Annotated in this window: 9 protein-coding genes; 7 read left to right on the top strand and 2 right to left on the bottom strand. The window is 42.6% G+C overall.

The genetic code is table 11. The features are described 5' to 3' along the window. Nucleotides 1-3 precede the first annotated feature (3 nt). Nucleotides 4-663, bottom strand: a complete 660-nt coding sequence (locus D0S24_RS00870) for a metal-dependent transcriptional regulator (RefSeq protein WP_117017978.1) — start codon at nucleotides 661-663, stop codon at nucleotides 4-6. Between the two features lie 82 nt (nucleotides 664-745). On the opposite strand from D0S24_RS00870, the gene D0S24_RS00865 reads away from it, so the two are divergent. The 6 genes from D0S24_RS00865 to D0S24_RS00840 all read left to right on the top strand — a co-directional run bounded on the left by D0S24_RS00865 (nucleotide 746) and on the right by D0S24_RS00840 (nucleotide 16670). After that, the gene (locus D0S24_RS00865; protein ID WP_408912539.1) at nucleotides 746-3031 is read left to right on the top strand and encodes a TonB-dependent receptor; all 2286 of its coding nucleotides are present in this window, start codon (nucleotides 746-748) and stop codon (nucleotides 3029-3031) included. Nucleotides 3032-3400: 369 nt separating this feature from the next. Continuing rightward, the gene (locus D0S24_RS00860; protein ID WP_117017977.1) at nucleotides 3401-6583 is read left to right on the top strand and encodes a TonB-dependent receptor; all 3183 of its coding nucleotides are present in this window, start codon (nucleotides 3401-3403) and stop codon (nucleotides 6581-6583) included. Nucleotides 6584-6594: 11 nt separating this feature from the next. Then, a complete protein-coding gene (locus D0S24_RS00855; RefSeq protein WP_117017976.1) occupies nucleotides 6595-8448 on the top strand; it encodes a RagB/SusD family nutrient uptake outer membrane protein in 1854 nt (617 codons plus the stop codon). A gap of 197 nt (nucleotides 8449-8645) precedes the next feature. Further along, nucleotides 8646-11870: a VCBS repeat-containing protein gene (locus D0S24_RS00850; RefSeq protein ID WP_251795670.1), complete on the top strand. Its 3225-nt coding sequence runs from the start codon at nucleotides 8646-8648 to the stop codon at nucleotides 11868-11870. Between the two features lie 176 nt (nucleotides 11871-12046). Next, nucleotides 12047-13192, top strand: a complete 1146-nt coding sequence (locus D0S24_RS00845) for a lycopene cyclase family protein (protein WP_117017974.1) — start codon at nucleotides 12047-12049, stop codon at nucleotides 13190-13192. A 67-nt stretch (nucleotides 13193-13259) separates the two neighbouring features. After that, nucleotides 13260-16670 carry a HEAT repeat domain-containing protein gene (locus tag D0S24_RS00840; RefSeq protein WP_117017973.1) on the top strand — a complete coding sequence of 1137 codons (3411 nt, stop codon included), beginning with the start codon at nucleotides 13260-13262 and terminating at the stop codon, nucleotides 16668-16670. Nucleotides 16671-16713: 43 nt separating this feature from the next. Here D0S24_RS00840 and D0S24_RS00835 read toward each other — a convergent pair whose 3' ends face one another. After that, nucleotides 16714-17688 carry a polyprenyl synthetase family protein gene (locus D0S24_RS00835; protein WP_117017972.1) on the bottom strand — a complete coding sequence of 325 codons (975 nt, stop codon included), beginning with the start codon at nucleotides 17686-17688 and terminating at the stop codon, nucleotides 16714-16716. 150 nt (nucleotides 17689-17838) lie between these two features. Between D0S24_RS00835 and D0S24_RS00830 the strand changes: the two genes are divergently transcribed. Beyond that, nucleotides 17839-18444 carry a TetR/AcrR family transcriptional regulator gene (locus D0S24_RS00830; protein WP_117017971.1) on the top strand — a complete coding sequence of 202 codons (606 nt, stop codon included), beginning with the start codon at nucleotides 17839-17841 and terminating at the stop codon, nucleotides 18442-18444. The last annotated feature ends 28 nt before the right edge of the window (nucleotides 18445-18472 follow it).

Genomic DNA, 18472 nt, shown 5'->3' with positions numbered 1-18472 from the left:
TATTTAATCATTATTAACTTTAATATACAGATTAGAGGCGATGACATGGGAAATTTGCATTTTTCTGCCGTCGATCTCAATATTTAACGACCCGTCAAACTCTTCTATCTCCATTACCCGTATCTGGTTCCCCAGAGCTATACCATTCTTATCCAGGAATTTTAAAAAAGTAGCGGAGGAATCCTTGACCCCAACACATACCCCAACGGAATTTTTGGGCACCTCGCTCAGTAACTCCCGGTCCCTTTCCTTGAATCCTCCATTCTTGTCCGGGATGGGATCGCCATGTGGGTCAAACTTTGGATATGCCAACAGCCTATCAAGGCTATCTATTAGTTTATCACTTTTAATATGCTCCAACTGCTCCGCCACTTCGTGCACCTCATCCCAGGAAAAATCCAGCTTCTCCACTAAGAATACCTCCCAAAGCCTATGTTTTCTAATAATGCCCAGTGCCGTTTTGTTTCCCAGGGCGGTCAATGAAACCCCTTGGTAACGCTTGTAGTTCACCAAATCCTTTTCGGACAATCTCTTTATCATATCCGTCACCGAAGAAGGTTTGGTCTCCATTAACTCGGCAATAGCGTTTGTGGCCACTTCCCGGGTCCCCTTTCTTCCTAAATGAAAAATTGTTTTAATATAGTTTTCCTCTGAACGTGTCATGAAATACTTATTTAAGCAAAAATACATTTTTATTTGTAAAAACAAATTTTTAGTTTTGTCTAAAAATATATTTAGTTTTACAATGAATACAATGAAGATCTTGTTCGCATTTTTAGTAGTAATTTTTTCCTTCGCTCCCGGTCAGGCTCAAAACTTTGAAATTAAAGGCACTGTAACCTATAACGGACAGGCTGTCCCTTTTGCAAACATATACCTTAAGAATACGGACATAGGCACTCCTTCCAACGAAGATGGCTATTATGAAATTAGTGTTCCAGAGAGCGGTAGTAATACCTTAGTGGTTTCTGCCTTAGGATATGTCCCCTACCAAACCAAAATCAACCTCGGAAAAAATGAACCTGTTATTCTGGATATTTCCTTGCAGCCCTCTATGGAGTCTTTGGAAGAAATGGTGGTTACGGGTACCTTAAAACCGGTTAGTCGCTTGGAGAGTCCTGTCCCAGTGGAGGTCTACTCCCCTACCTTTTTCAAAAAAAATCCGACCGCCAGTATTTTTGAAGCCTTACAAAATGTGAATGGGGTTCGGCCACAGATCAACTGTAATGTTTGCAATACGGGCGATATCCATATCAACGGCCTTGAAGGGCCATATACCTTGGTGCTTATAGACGGAATGCCCATAGTTAGCGGTTTGGGAACGGTTTACGGGCTTACCGGAATTCCAAATTCCTTAATAGAACAGATAGAAATTATTAAAGGACCGGCTTCCAGTTTATATGGTAGTGAGGCTGTGGGAGGATTAATTAACATTATTACCAAAAACACCTTAACCGCCCCCAAATTTGTAGCAGATGGCTTTACAAACAGTTGGGGGGAATACAATATGGATTTGGGAGGCAAGTTGAAGCTAGGCGATAAAACCGATGTACTTCTAGGGGTAAACTACTTTACTTATGATAATCCGGTTGACCAAAATGGCGACAACTTTACGGACCTCACTTTACAGGATAGGATATCGGTCTTTCAAAAGTGGAATTTTAAGAGGGCCTATTCCCGTTTGTTTTCCGTTGCAGGCCGTTTTTTCTATGAAGACCGTTGGGGGGGTGAAATGCAATGGACACCAGAGTTTAGAGGTGGTAATGAGGTGTACGGGGAAAGTATTTATACCAGGCGTTGGGAGGTTTTGGGCAAATACCAACTCCCCTGGAACGAAAATATGCTGTTTTCTTTTTCCTACAATGATCATGACCAGAACTCGGTCTATGGCGATGTTCCTTATCTGGCAAAACAGCGTATTGGTTTTGGACAACTTACATGGGATAAAACCTGGGGTAAAAATGATTTACTATTTGGAACCTCCGTTCGCTACAATTATTATGACGACAGTACTCCGGCCACTTCCGGAGGGGAGGGAAATGAACCGGATAAGGTATGGATTCCCAGTCTTTTCGCACAGAACGAAATTGCCGTGGCAGAAGAACACTCCCTGCTTATGGGGCTGCGATATGACTATGATAGCCGACATGGTTCAATTTTTACCCCCCGGGCGGCTTATAAATGGAAAATAACGGATAATGATATTTTTCGAGTAAATGCGGGTACCGGTTTTAGGGTGGTAAACCTCTTCACAGAAGAACATGCAGCCCTTACCGGGGCTAGAGAAGTTGTTATTGCCGAGGAGTTAAAGCCCGAGCGTTCCTCCAATATCAATCTGAATTATCTAAAGAAAATATATGCCGACAATGGTACTTTTATCGGATTGGATGCCTCCCTGTTCTATACCCATTTTAGCAATCGGATTCTACCGGATTATGACGCCGATCCCAATAAAATCAGATATGCCAATTTGGATGGAAAATCGGTTTCCAAAGGATTTAGTGCCAATGTGGATATGGCTTTTCCCAGTGGTTTAAAGCTTATATTGGGGGGTACCTACCTAGATGTAAGTGTCACCGAAAAGGAGGTTACCACACGGCAGATTCTTACCGAAAAATTTTCCGGAACCTGGAACATTTCCTATCCCATTCCTTCCTTACATCTCGCCATCGACTATACAGGAAATCTCTATGGCCCCATGCGATTACCTTTGTTGGGCAATTTGGATCCCAGAAGGGAGTATTCCCCCACCTGGAGTATCCAGAACATACAATTTACCTACAAAGGCTTTAACAATTTTGAACTCTACACAGGGATCAAAAACCTGTTGGATTGGACACCCAACAGAGGAAACCCGTTTATTATTGCACGTGCCAATGACCCTTTTGATAAGGATGTTGTTTTTGACCCTAACGGAAATGTGCTTGCCACGCCCAACAATCCGTACGCCCTCACCTTTGACCCAACCTATGTTTACGGTCCAAATCAGGGCATAAGGGGATTTTTGGGATTGCGGTATACCATAAATTGATGCTTGGCCATTAACAGGTTTTTCTTCTCTTTAATTTCATAACCTTCCTATTTTCTACTCTAAAAAATCAATTTTAACAGACATTAAAATGCCCTGGCGTACAGTTATTTTAAAATTTAGAGACTACCGATCATCCTCCATTTTTCCTTTTCCCATATCAAAAAAGTAAAAAGGAGCCCATCAAGGATAAATACAATTCATTTTGGCAATGATAAAATGTAAACATTCAATAATCAATGGTTTAATATGTGCTAAAATAGGCCATTGTAATCTACTGTGTTAAATGCATCAGTTTTTTCTTCCAAATGTTAATTATATATTAAAAAAATTTATATTTTTGAATAATAGCTAACTAAACACTCAATATTTATGAACAACCAATTAAAGATTGGCAAGATTTGCGATATTCGCAATTTTGTTGCTTTTGCATTATTTGTATTCCTTATGGGCATTTCAAATGCACAAGCGCAGGGAATTACAGTATCAGGAACAATAACCTCCGCATCAGATGGGTTGCCGCTTCCCGGTGTCTCTATTGTGGATGTAAATGATTCCAGCAAGGGAGTTATTTCAGATTTTGATGGAAATTATGCCATCTCGTTGACTTCCGGAACTACTAGCTTGCGCTTTAGCTCCATTGGTTTTAAAACTACCGTATCGGCAGTTAATAACCAAACCACTTTAAACCTTACCATGCAAGAAGATATTGCCAGCTTGGATGAAGTGGTAGTGGTTGGTTATGGTACCCAGAAAAGAGCTACCGTATCGGGAGCTGTAGCCTCGGTAAAAGGAGAGGAACTGACCAAATCGCCTACGGTAAACCTTACCAATTCCCTTTCAGGTAGGGTAGCGGGTCTATTTGTACAGCAAGCGAGTGCCGAACCCGGGTATGACGATGCTTCCATTAGAATTAGAGGTACCAATACTTATAATAATACTGGCGCCTTGGTAGTGGTAGATGGAATCCCCGATAGGGATGGTGGATTGTCCAGGATCAATCCGGCAGATATAGAAAGTATTTCGGTACTTAAAGACGCCTCGGCAGCTATTTATGGGGCTAGAGCTGCTAATGGAGTTATTTTGGTCACCACCAAAAGAGGTAAATCGGGAAAACCAAAAATTACCTACTCCTCCATGCAGGGCTGGGCCAGACCAACGGTCATTCCCGAGATGGCAAATGCCGCACAATATGCCGAATTAAGAAATGAACTGGAAGTATACAACCTGCCCGTAGCTGAATGGCAAGATGCTACTAACGGCTTTGCTTCCACAGGAAGCTACACAAGACCCGATAATTCACAAAGGGATGCCATATATACCCCTGAGGACATAGAACTTTTTAGAAACGGACAAGACCCTTGGGGGCACCCGGATACTGACTGGTTCGGGGAAACCTTCAAAAGAGGTTCATCACAGGAAAAGCACACTATGCAGCTTACAGGGGGCAGTGAAAATTTTAACTATTTTAGTTCCTTGGGGTATCTAAAGCAGGATGCCTATTACAAAAACTCTGCTACCGGCTATGAACAATATGACATTCGTATAAATCTTGATGCCAAGATCAGCGATGCCATAACTGTAAAATTGGGCCTATTGGGAAGGGAAGAGTTACGGTATTTCCCTACAGAATCGGCAGGTTCCATCTTTAGAATGTTAACAAGGGGAAGGCCTACGGAACCGGCCTATTGGCCCAATGGATTTCCCGGACCGGATATTGAAAACGGGCAGAATCCGGTTGTAATTACTACCAACGATACAGGATATGACCGCGACACTAGGGACTACTTTCAATCCAATGCCACCGTGGACATTAAAATTCCCTGGATAGACGGATTAACATTGCAGACTACAGGAGCCATAGACAAAAGTTTTCTTAATCGAAAGGTATGGAGAACCCCTTGGTTTTTATATTCTTGGGACGGAGTCAACAGAGATGAATCCGGACTTTCAGCTGTTCAAAGGGGACCTGCGGAACCCAACCTCAGACAATTTTCACAAAACCGCCTGAGCATCTTACTGGGAGCCAATCTTCAATATCAAAAATCCTTTGGCAACCATAACTTACTGCTAATGGCAGGGACCAATAAGGAAACCAAAACCTATGAGGGTATTGAGGCTTATCGACGGTTCTTTATCTCCCCCGTTATTCAAGATTTATTTGCCGGGGGCAACGACCAGCAATTCAATACCGGTTCCTCTAACAAAGCATCACGTTTAAATTATTTTGGACGGGTATCTTATGACTTTAACGAAAAATACCTGATGGAGTTCCTGTGGCGCTATGATGGTTCCTATCTTTTTCCGGAGGATACCCGTTATGGTTTCTTTCCTGGCTTTTCGGCAGGTTGGGTCGTAACCAAAGAGTCTTGGTTTGATGAAATGAACAGTGACTCTTTTTTAAATCACCTGAAACTACGCGCCTCATGGGGGCAATTGGGTAATGATGCCTTTAACGATGACGAATTTCCAGCCAATCAGTTTTTGGCCAGTTATGGTTTTGGCACCTATGTCATGAACAATTCCTTAATAACGACCCTAGCAGAATCAAGGGTGCCAAATCCTGGTATTACCTGGGAAATTGCGACAAACATCAATGTGGGCCTTGATACCCGCTTCCTAAAGAACAAGATGAACCTTGAGTTTGATTGGTTCCTCAACAAAAGAACGGATATACTAACCACCCCATCGGCCTCTTTGCCCGCATTATCGGGAATTACCCCCCCTCGACAGAACTTTGGGGAGGTAGAGAACAAGGGATTCGACTTTATTCTGGGCTACAATGATTTTATTGGTGATGAATTTAGCTATGGTATCACCTTGAACGCAGGATATGCCAAGAACAAGATTATCTTTAATGACGAAGCTGAAGGAGCTCCCGAATGGCAAAGGGCAACTGGACGTATGATAAACGCTCCCTTGGTCTATGGGTATGATGGTATATTCGCTACCCAAGCCGAGATAGATGCCGAAACCTTGGATTATTCGGGTATCGTCAACAATCTAAGACCCGGCGACATGAGAATTGTCGATTATAATGGAGATGACCGAATAACACCGGAAGATCGTTATAGAACAGACAAAAATATCTACCCTACTTTACAAGGAGGTGTAAACCTAACTTTAGGCTACAAAAATTTTGACTTGGCCGTTCTATTTCAAGGAGCCTGGGGAGGTGAATTATTTTTTAACTTTAATGAAGCCGGCACCATAGGCAATTATTTGGAACGAGATTACAATAATAGATGGTCTGTCAATAATCCAAGTAGCGTACACCCCAGAATAACCAACAGGGCCGATCAATATTACAGTAATGGCAATACTTACTGGAGACAGGATACGGACTACATGAGGTTGAAGAATTTTGAACTGGGCTATAACATGCCCGAAGAGGTAACTTCCCGTGTTGGCCTTAGTGCTTTAAGGTTCTACATTAACGGAGCAAACCTGTTTACCTGGACCGATGCCATCTTCGACCCCGAAGGGCTTAATACCAGTGGACGGGACTACCCCGTATCAAGAATCTTAAGTGTTGGATTTTCCCTATCATTCTAAAAAGAAATATTATGAATATCAAAAAATCATTTATAGCATTGGGTACGGTCTTGATGTTGGGCTTTATTACTGCCTGCAACGATGACTTTACCAATATTACCCCATTAAGCGAAGTTTCAGGAGCAAGTGTATGGTCCGACCCGGGTCTTGCGGAGGCCGCAGTTAGCGGAATATATCTTGGTCTTGGACCAGGGGGGCTGGACGAGCAAATGTTGGCTTCCTTGTCCGATGAGGCTATTTTTACACATACCGGTAGGGGTATCAACACGGTTAACGAATCCCGTTCCAATTCAGATGAAACCGGATGGATTCACGCCAATTGGGATTGGAACAATATGTACGCCCATCTCCGGGATGCCAATTTGGCCATTGCCAATTTGGGAAACGGAGGCCTTGACGATGCCGAACTTGTTGATAGACTTTTAGGGGAAGCCCATTTTATGAGGGCCTACTACTACCAACAATTACTTCGGTTTTATGGTGGAGTGCCTTTGATAGACGAGCCTTTGGAATTGGATTCCGACTACAATATTCCACGAAACACATACAGTGAATGTGTAGAATTTATTATTGCCGACTGTGAACGGGCCTTTGAATTGTTAAACGGTAAGAGTATGGCTTCCGGCCGTGCCAACGCCACTGCAGCACTGGCTTTAAAGGCAAGGGTATTACTATACGCCGCCAGTGATTTTCACGATTTTCCCACAGCGTCGGCCAATTCTTCCCTACTATCCACGTATACCAACCCTGAATTGATCGCCTATACGGAAGGTAGTCAGGAGCAACGCTGGATAAGGGCACGGGATGCGGTTAAGGCCGCGCTCGACTATTCCAGTGCCGGATATAAATTGGGGCTTACCTCCCCCGTCCCCTTCGATGAAGGAGAGCAAAATTATTTGAATATGTCCTTGGCCAGAAACGGAGGTGAAAGTGATATTATTTGGGAGCGGCAGTATGTAGCGCAAGAAGGCCCCGGAAGGCGAATTGGCCTCTTTAACGGACCCAATGGCTATCAAAACTGGGCCGGTAATACCCCGCTTCAAAACCTAGTGGACGATTATGCCATGATGGATGGTTCCAAATTTGACTGGGACAACCCTACCCATGCCAGTAGCCCTTATGAAAATAGAGAACCCCGTTTTTATGCTACCATTCTTTACGATGGAGCCGATTGGAAACCAAGACCCGCAGCTTCCGCCGATAGGGATCCGGCCAATCAAATACAGACCGGGCAATATGAGGTGAACGGTTCCGGAAGTGTTACAACACACTTTGGTTTGGACACCCGTCAAAGCCCAATAGAGGATTGGAACGGTACCCGAAGCGGTTATTACTTTAAAAAATTCACAGAGCCAGATCCCGCATTTGTGGATCAAACGGATTTTCAGACCATTCCCTGGCCTTTCTTTAGGCAAACAGAGCTAGTATTGAACTATGTAGAGACCCTACTGGAAACAGACGAGGAAGCAGAAGCCCTTACCTGGCTAAACCAAATTCGGTATAGAGTTGGTCTTCCGGCTATTGTAGCCTCTGGGGAAGATCTGGTCGAGGCTTACAGAAATGAAAGACGCCTGGAACTTGCCTATGAAGAACATAGATATCATGATGTACGCCGATGGATGATTGCCCCAACAACAAGCGGAGCGCCTGCTGTGGGAATACAAATTACAGGTGCACTCAAGCCAGGGGCCAATGTTTCTTTATACAAATACGATCCTTCCAATTATGATTATTCTTATGTCCCCACCGTAGTAGATCCAGGATTCGAAAACCGACTTTGGTTGGACAAATCCTATTTTGTACCTATAAGGATAGCAGAAATTAATGCAAATACGGCTTTGATCCAAAATCCGGGTTACGACTAACATAATTAGATTAAAATTTGATTCCATCCCCTTAAAAGGGATGGAATCTGTATTTTTGTAAGTATATGAGAAAGACCTTCCTACCCTGTTTTTTTTATCTTTCGACTGTCCTGGTCTTTACTAACTATAGCTGTAAAAATTCGGAGGACAATAAAAATTCCAGTAGCAATGAAGATATAGAAAAATCCAGCCCCGCTATGTTCACTTTATTATCTCCGGAAAAGACCAACATTACCTTTCAAAATCAGCTCAAAGAAACTCTAAATGCCAATGTATTGTTGTACGAATACATGTACAATGGTGGCGGTGTGGCAACAGGCGATTTCAATAATGATGGATTTATCGACCTCTATTTTACTTCCAATATGGGAGAAAATAAGTTTTACATCAATAAAGGCGGGATGCGATTTGAAGATGTTACCCGGATATCTAAAATTCAAGGAAGAACGGGGCCGTGGAAGACAGGAGTGACTGCTGTGGATATCAATGGAGATCATAAACTAGATCTATACTTATGCTATTCAGGAACAATGCCGGAAGAAAAAAGGGCCAATCAATTATTTATCAATCTTGGCAATGACGCTAAGGGTATTCCTATTTTTGAGGAAAAATCACAGGAATACGGTTTAGCAAGCACTGCATTTAGTAATCAGGCCTATTTTTTTGACTACGACCATGACGGAGATTTGGATATGCTTTTGCTAAACCATAATCCAAAATCCCTTCCTATTCTCAACGAGTTGAGCACGGCAAATTTACTAAAGAAAGACGATTCCCTACAAGGAGTACGCCTATTTCGGCAAACCAAGGGCAAATTTGAAGATGTTACCGTATATGCAGGGATAAGTGGTTCTGCCCTAACCTATGGTTTAGGAATAGGTATTAGTGATTTGGACAACGATGGGTGGGAAGATGTTTATATTTCAAACGACTATTCGGTTCCCGATTATCTTTATATGAACAATAAGGACGGAACCTTTACCAATAAATTAAAAGAAAAAATGGGCCATATCAGTCATTTCTCCATGGGAAATGACATCGCAGATATAAATAATGACGGGTGGACGGATATTTTCACGCTGGACATGCTGCCCGAGAATAATAAAAGACAAAAACTTTTATTGGCTCCGGACAAATATGAAAAATTTGATTTGAATTTGCGCAGTGGTTTTCATTATCAATATATGCGCAATATGCTACAGCTCAACAACGGCAATGGAACATTTAGCGAAATAGGCCAATTTGCAGGAATATCCAACACGGACTGGAGTTGGGCGGCATTGCTGGCAGATTATGACAATGATGGGTGGAAAGACCTTTTTGTGACCAATGGTTACTTCCGTGATTATACCAATCTCGATTTTATCAATTATATGGATTCTTATACGCAATCCAAAGAGCGGCTTAAAAAGGAAGATATTTTGGAAATAATCAAGAAAATGCCGGCCTCGGATGTTTCCAACTATATGTTTTCAAACCTCGGTGGTACCGGTTTTTCCAACACCACAAAATCTTTTGGACTAGATTTGCCCGCCAATAGTAACGGTGCCGCCTATGCAGATCTGGACAACGACGGAGATTTGGATTTAATTGTGAACAACATCAACCAACCAGCGTTCATTCATCAAAACGAATCCCAGCTTCACGGAAACCATTTTTTACAAGTCAAACTAAAAGGAACAAAACTGAATACACAAGGTATTGGTACAAAAGTAACTTTATACCAGGGAAAAAGACACCAAACCGTGGAACAATTCCCCTCTAAAGGCTATTTATCAAACGTTTCTCCCGTGCTTCACTTTGGTCTGGGAAAAGTTTCCCGGATCGATTCGGTAGTTATAAATTGGAACAACGGGAAAAGACAAAGCTTGGTCGATGTGGTTTCAGATCAAACTTTAGAGATCGATGAAAAAAATGCGGAACCATTTAAAACAACCGAAATAAAACCGGTATCTATTTTTAAGGACATGGTACCCCCAATATCCTACAAAAATAACTTGTCCAATTTTAATGATTTCAAACGACAATCCTTGTTGATTGAACAATTCTCCCATTCCGGACCTCCAATGGTCAAATGGGATGTTGATAAAGATGGTTTGGAGGATATTTTTATAGGTGGTGAAAAAGGCATGGGAGCAAGTCTGTTTATTCAGAAAAAGGATGGAAATTTTATTAAAATGAAAAATGCCATTTTTGAAACTTCAAAAGGGAGCCATGACGCAGAAGCCGTAATATTTGATGCCAATGGCGATGGTAATCCGGATATTTATGTTGCCAGCGGAGGTTATCACGATTATTTGGAAAACGATTCCAAATTACAGGACCGATTGTATTTTGGGGACGGGCACGGAAACTTTAGCCTAAACGAAGCAAGCTTGCCGCAAATGTGGACAAGCAAAGGAGCTGTTACTGTTCTGGATGTTAACCAAGATGGCCACCCTGACCTCTTTGTAGGAAGTAGGATAATTCCCGGCAGATATCCAGAAACACCAAAAACTTACCTCCTTGTAAACGATGGGAAAGGTAATTTTAAAAATCAAATAGGATCCATAGCACCGGAACTGGAATATTTAGGCATGATAACGGATGCCATTTGGATCGATCTCGATAGGGATAACAATAAGGAATTAGTAGTTGTAGGGCACTGGATGCCCATAACCGTATTCAAAATTAGTTCCGGCAAACTACAGAAAGAAACAGACCTCTATTTTGACAAGCCGTATAGTGGATGGTGGAACACCATAGAAACAGGTGATTTTAACAAGGATGGAAAACCCGATCTTATTATTGGTAATTTAGGTACAAATACCCAATTTAAACCAACCGATGAGGAGCCAGCGGAACTCTATTATAAGGATTTTGATGAAAATGGCTCTGTAGATCCCTTGTTTTGTTACTATATACAAGGTAAAAGTTACCCTTATCTTACGAGGGATGAGCTTTTGGGGCAACTTGGTGGTCTTCGCTCTACCTTTACAAGTTATGAAAGCTATGCCAACGCCACAATAACCGATATAATTGCTCCCAAAGTATTATCAAAGGCGGGTAGATTAACCGCAAACCACATGGAAACAACTTTGTTTTTAAGTAATGAAGATCGCATTTTTAAAGTTATGGAGCTCCCGGAACAGGCCCAGTATGCACCGGTACAAACCTTGGTGGTATCCGATTTTGATACAGATGGCAAGGAAGATCTTATTTTGTTGGGAAACAGCAATAATTTTAAGTTGAGAATAGGGAAATTTGACGCTAATTATGGTACCTTGTTCATGGGGAATGGTAACGGAACATTTAATTATATTGAACAAAAAGAATCAGGTTTAAATGTTTCCGGAAATGTGCAAAGTGCTATTACTATCGATAATACCTTATTTTTGGGGATGTCCGGTGACTTATTAAAAACCTACAAGCTCTCAAAGTAAACTACCTCGGGGCAATCCCACGAGGCATTGAAAGGAAATTCAAGTTTGATTCCGACGCCCGAATGAACGGGACGGGCGGGCCCGTCCGAACGGCACGGGCGGGCAAGTGTCGGAGCACCTGCCTGCGGTAGGCAGGTTTAAATCTCGATTATCGAGTAACGTTTTTCGCTTCTAGAATGACATACGATTACATTATTATTGGTGCAGGTGCCTCAGGTCTGCTATTGGCCAATGCCATGGGAAAGGATAGTTTCTTTGCGGAAAGATCAATTCTTTTATTGGATAAGGATTTGGACAAGCCCAATGATCGTACCTGGTGCTTTTGGGAAAAGGGCAAAGGGGAATTTGATGCCATTCTACACAAAACCTGGGACCATATTTTGGTGGCGGATGGCAGTTATTCCAAACGGATGGCCATTGATCCCTACAAATACAAGATGATCAGGGCCAAGGATTTTTACAATACCTCCCGTACAGCAATAAATGGGTGCCCCAACATCACTTTTTTAAAAGGGAAAGTTGTCGGCATTGAGGAAAGGGACAATCAAATAATAGTATCCACGGATTCCCTTACATTTGTTGGCAAAAAAGTGTTCAATAGTATTTTCGACTACAAACCCCTGTTACAGCAAAAAAAATATCCGGTACTACAGCAGCATTTTATTGGGTGGTTTATTAAATCGGCCAGTCCCATTTTTGACAGTGAACAGGCTACTTTTATGGATTTTTCCATCCCCCAGATCGGAAACACCCGATTTATGTACGTACTTCCCCTTTCTGAAACGGAAGCCTTGGTGGAGTATACCCTATTCTCCAAAAATCTACTTTCTACCCAAGAGTATGAAGAAGCAATAAGCAACTATATTAAAAATAATCTGGCCTGCCACCATTACGAAATATTGGATAGGGAAAAGGGAAACATTCCTATGAGCTGTTACGATTTTAATATTCACAACAGTAAGCACCTTATGCATATTGGGGTTGCGGGCGGATGGGCCAAGCCAAGTTCCGGCTTTACTTTTATGCGGACACACCAAAAAACAATGGCCCTAATACCCTTTTTAAAAGAGAATAGACCCCTAAATACCTTTCATAAAAAGGACCGCTTTTGGTTTTATGACCTCCTTTTGTTGGACATTCTTTCTAGGGATAATAGTAAAGGGCGACTCATTTTTGGACAATTGTTCAAAAATCGCAGTCCACAAAAAATCTTTGCCTTTTTGGATGAAAAATCTACCATATGGCAAGACCTAAGTATCATTTTGGCCTGCCCCAAAAAAGAATTTATCCGAGCCTTTTTACGTAGGCTATTTCTAATTTAACAAGCAATATTTTATAATGCTGATATATACACGTATATTTTGCGCCTTTTAAGACCAATGTAAACACATGCGAAACAACCTTTCCTTCAGAATTGCCCTCATAGTTACTCTTTTTGGCATTTTAACCATGTCCTGCGATAAAAAGCCGAAGCAACCACAGGAACCTCTGTTGGTCATTAAAGAGGATACGACAACTGTCCGGTCCAGATTTAAGGAAATTAGGGAAAGTGTTCCCGCACAAGTTGCCGATGGACTAACGCTGTCCTTATGGGCTTCGGATTCTTTGGCTCCAGATCCGGTGGCCATGTCCGTAGATGACCAGGGCAACATATACCTGACCAGGACCAATCGCCAAAAAAATTCAGAATTTGATATCAGGGGATTTAGGCATTGGATGACCCCTTCCATTGCCTTGCAATCCGTGGCAGACCGAAAGAACTTCCTGCACGAAACCTTTGCAACCGAAAAAAGTTCGGAAAACGAATGGCTAAAGGACCTCAATAGGGACAGTATCCATGATTGGAGGGACCTTGCGGTTCAAAAGGAGGAAATTTGGAAACTGGAAGACCAGGACGGCAATGGCATGGCCAATGTTGCTACAAGAATTCTGAACAATTTTCATGAAGAAACATCCGACGTGGCCGGAGCCTTACTGGTCAGAAAAAATGACATGTTCGTGGGTATCGCCCCAGATATGTGGAGAATTACCGATGAGGACGGGGATGGCATTATGAACCATAAAACCTCCATTTCCCATGGTTATGGGGTGCATATCGGTTTTGGGGGCCATGGAATGTCCGGAGCTGTTGAAGGCCCAGACGGTAGAATCTATTGGGGTATTGGCGATATTGGGGCGAATATTACCACCACGGACGGAACACAGCATAAATATCCCAACCAAGGTGTTATAGTCAGATCCAATCCGGACGGAAGTGATTTTGAAGTTTTTGCAGCAGGGGTCAGGAATACCCACGAATTTGTCTTTGATGAATACGGTAATATTATTACGGCAGATAATGATGGGGATCACCGTGGGGAGAGCGAACGACTGGTATATATTGTAGAAGGCTCCGACGCAGGATGGCGCTCCAACTGGCAATATGGCAAATATACGGACCCCAAAAACAATGGCTATAATGTTTGGATGGACGAAAAACTATATGTGCCACATTGGGAAGGGCAGGCTGCCTATATTATCCCTCCCCTGATGAACTTTCATAATGGTCCCACCGGAATGGCATACAATCCCGGAACTGCCCTAGGAAAAGAATGGCGTAACAAATTTTTTCTGGTGGAGTTTGTGGGCAACCCAAGTAGATCCCACATATGGAGCTTCGACCTAAAACCAAAAGGCGCCTCTTTTGAATTAAATAAGGAACAAGATATACTGAGCGGAATTCTACCTACGGGCATCCGTTTCGCCCCAGACGGGGCATTGTATATTGCCGATTGGATAAACGGCTGGGATACCAAAAATTACGGCCGGGTCTGGAAATTGGATGTGGCCCCGAATAAGAATAACCTAGAGGCGGAGAGAAAGGAAACGGAGCGACTCATGACCCTGGATTACACAGATCAACGTATAGACCAATTGATCCAACTCCTTTCCTATCCCGATATGCGAATACGCCAAAAAGCCCAGTTTGAACTGGCAAATAGGGACAACAAAGGTTTTAATGCCTTTAACAAGGCCATTGCAGCCGGAGGCAATCAAATGGCCCGGATACATGGCATATGGGGCATTGGGCAATTGGCAAGACTTAAATTGGACAGGGCCGAACCTTTATTGAACCTCTTAAAGGAACGCGATGCGGAAATAGTGTCGCAAGCGGCAAAAACCTTGGGAGATGTTAAATATGGCGATGCGGCCAAGGATTTAATTCCCTTACTTAGGCATAACAATGCCAGGGTCCGTTTCTTTGCCGCCCAGGCCTTGGGAAGAATCAAGGATAAGAACGCCGTCCAACCCTTGCTTACCATGCTGGAAGCGAATAATGATGAAGACCTATATTTAAGACATGCCGGGGTATTGGCCCTTGCCAGAATTGGGGAGGTGGCACCAATTGTTGCCTTGGCTAAGCACGAAAGCAGAAGTCTGAGAATTGCCGCCGTCCTGGTACTGAGACGCCTACAAAATGAACAATTGGCCCTATTTTTACAGGATAAGGATGAATTTATTGTAACCGAGGCGGCCAGGGCCATCAATGACGATTGGTCCATTGAACCCGCGCTGCCCGCATTGGCCTCCTTGCTAAAAGAGGAAAAATTTACATCCGAACCTTTATTGAGAAGAAGCATAAATGCCGCCCTTAGGGTTGGTGGCGAGAGGGAACTGGACCTACTAGTCAACTTTGCAAAAAGGGAATCCGTTTCAAGCGTTCTTAGGAGCGAAGCCTTGGCAGCCATTGGCACTTGGGCCTCCCCATCCGTATTGGACAGGGTAGATGGCCGCTACAGGGGCGAGATCAACAGGGATGCCCATATGGTAAGACAGAAGATCGAAAAATATATTCCCGATTTCCTAAAAGATAAAAATCCGGATATTTTGGTGGCTGCATCCAAAGCTATAAGCACATTGAAGATAGAAGGATATAATGCCCAACTGGCCCGGATTATGAAGCAAAATGCCTCAGCCGAAGTACGCTCTGCCATGCTAGCGGCACTAGGGGATCTAAATTACACCAAAATAGAGGAAGCCATGAAGATAGGCATGGCGGACAGGGATCGGGATGTCCGTACCGTGGCCGTAGGTTTGGTAACCCAACTGGACCTGCCTAAAGAAAAGCTTCCCGCCATTGTGGAACCCATATTTAAAAGCGGTTCCATTGTGGAGCAACAGAAGATGTTGGGCGTTCTTGGAGAAATGCCCCTGGAAAAAAGTAGGGACGTTTTAATCTCCCTTATAAAACAGGGGATTGGTAAAAAACTTTCCAATGGTGTTATTTTAGATTTAACGGAAGCCGTTGAGGCAACGAAATCCGAAGAACTCATTGGCCAATTAAGTAGTCTAAAAGCCCATGGAGATGGTTTGGATGCCTATGCAGAAACCCTAAACGGAGGGGACAGAAGGCAAGGCTATCAATATTTCAATACCAATTCCGCCGGACAGTGTGTTAGATGCCATGCCGTAGGCGGTGCCGGTGGTGCAGTGGGTCCGGCCTTGGACAATATAGGGAACATATTGAGCAGGGAACAGCTCCTGGAGGCCCTGATCAATCCCAGTGCACGTTTGTCTCCCGGATATGGAGTGGTTACCGTTACCTTGAAGGACGGACAAACGGTTACAGGAATATTGGAAGAGGAAACCGAGGATGAGCTAATTCTGAAAACCTCGGATGCGGAACCTATGGAAATAGCCCTGACCAGAATAGACAAAAGACAAAATATGGCTTCAGGGATGCCCGCAATGGGCACTATAATGTCCAAAAGGGAAATAAGGGACGTAATCGAATTTTTGGCCAATATGAAAAAGGAATAATCTTCCTAACAACTGTTTAGGTCCCAAATGACCTTGATAACACCTAAACCTCGCGATTCATTAAGGCAGTACCAAACTGCCTTAATACTGCTTTTTTTGCGGGTTCTAGCTGCAGCATTTCCAAGGTTTTAAAGGCATTATCGGTATACCATTTAATTTCTTCAATGGTCCTGGCTACCGCTCCGGTTTCCTCAAACAGCTCCTTAACACTGCTTATTTTCTCCTTTGGGTCCATAGGTTTAATGGAATATAAATGCTCCAACGCCTGTGCCTGGGCCAAGGTTCCCATTTCCATGGCCTTCAAATACAGATAGGTCTTTTTGTTTTCAATAATATCGCCCCCAAGCTGCTTGCCAAAACTCTTGGGATCCCCAAAAGCATCCAAATAATCGTCCTGCAACTGAAAGGCAATGCCAAGATCCTTTCCAAAATCATAGATTAAATTCTGTTCTTCGTCCGGCCTATTGGCAATTATAGCCCCCATTTTCATGGCCGAAGCTACCAAAACGGCGGTTTTATTCCGAACCATTAACAAATACTCCGGAATACTTACATCTTCCCTCTTCTCAAAATCCATATCGTACTGCTGCCCCTCACAAACCTCTAATGCCGTTTTAGTGAACAATTGCATCAATTCCTTAAAAATGGGTGCAGGGTAACTTTCCAAAAGCTGATAACTGTAGATCAACATGGCATCTCCGGACAAAATTCCGGTGTTCAGGTTCCATTTTTTGTGCAATGTCATCTTTCCCCGCCTTAGAGGAGCCTCATCCATAATGTCATCATGAACCAATGAGAAATTGTGGAACACCTCTATCGCCAATGCGGCATCCAGGGCATTTTTAGGCGCTGCCCCGAAGAGATCGGCCGTCATTAAGGTTAAAATAGGTCGCAAACGTTTTCCGCCCAAGTTTAAAATATAAGTAAAGGGCTCATATAAATTAACAGGTTCCTTAATTTTTATTTTGGCTCCCAAATGGACCATAAAATCCGACCTGTATTGTTCGAGCTTATACATAAAGGAAATTTTCTTTCAAAAATACACTAAAACATGGCACCATCAAATGGAACCTTTCGGGCCGATAGATCCTCCTTCATGTTAAGAAATCATAAAACCTGGGAAACTTTTTTTGTTTTTAAAGTTTCCTAGGTTATATTTGCAGCCTGTATGAAAGAAAAAATATTAGAAAAAGCGACGGATATGTTTTTGAACCTTGGGTTCAAAAGTGTTACTATGGATGATTTGGCAAACGAAATGGGGATATCAAAAAAAACGATCTACACCCATTTTGAAAATAAGACCAGATTGGTACAGGAATGTACGTTTAGTCTTTTTAACCAAATTAATGCTGGAATAGACTATATCTGTACAACTGGCAAGAATCCTATTGAGGAATTGTACGAAATTAAAAAGTTTGTCATTTCACATTTGAAAGATGAGAAATCTTCCCCCCAATACCAATTGCAGAAATACTACCCCAAAATCTTTTCCAACCTAAGGAAAAAGCAATTTGAACTTATGCAGGAATGCACGATCAATAATGTTAAAAAAGGTTTGGAACTGGGTATCTACAGGGAAAATTTAAATGTGGAATTTGTATCCCGAATCTATATTTCCGGCGTAGCCAGTATCAAGGACGAACGCTTCTTTCCGGAGGGAAATTTCTCGCCCAAGGATTTACAGGACTATTTTCTTGAATATCACTTGCGCGGTATTGTAACACCCAAAGGCAGAAAGATACTAAATGATATTATTGATGCCACTTATGAATAAACAACAGCTGAATGACCTTATCTAAAAA

Origin of the sequence: Arenibacter sp. P308M17 (genome assembly GCF_003426735.1) — a bacterium.
Taxonomy (GTDB): Bacteria; Bacteroidota; Bacteroidia; order Flavobacteriales; family Flavobacteriaceae; genus Arenibacter.
This window is presented reverse-complemented; position numbering and strand designations above follow the sequence as displayed.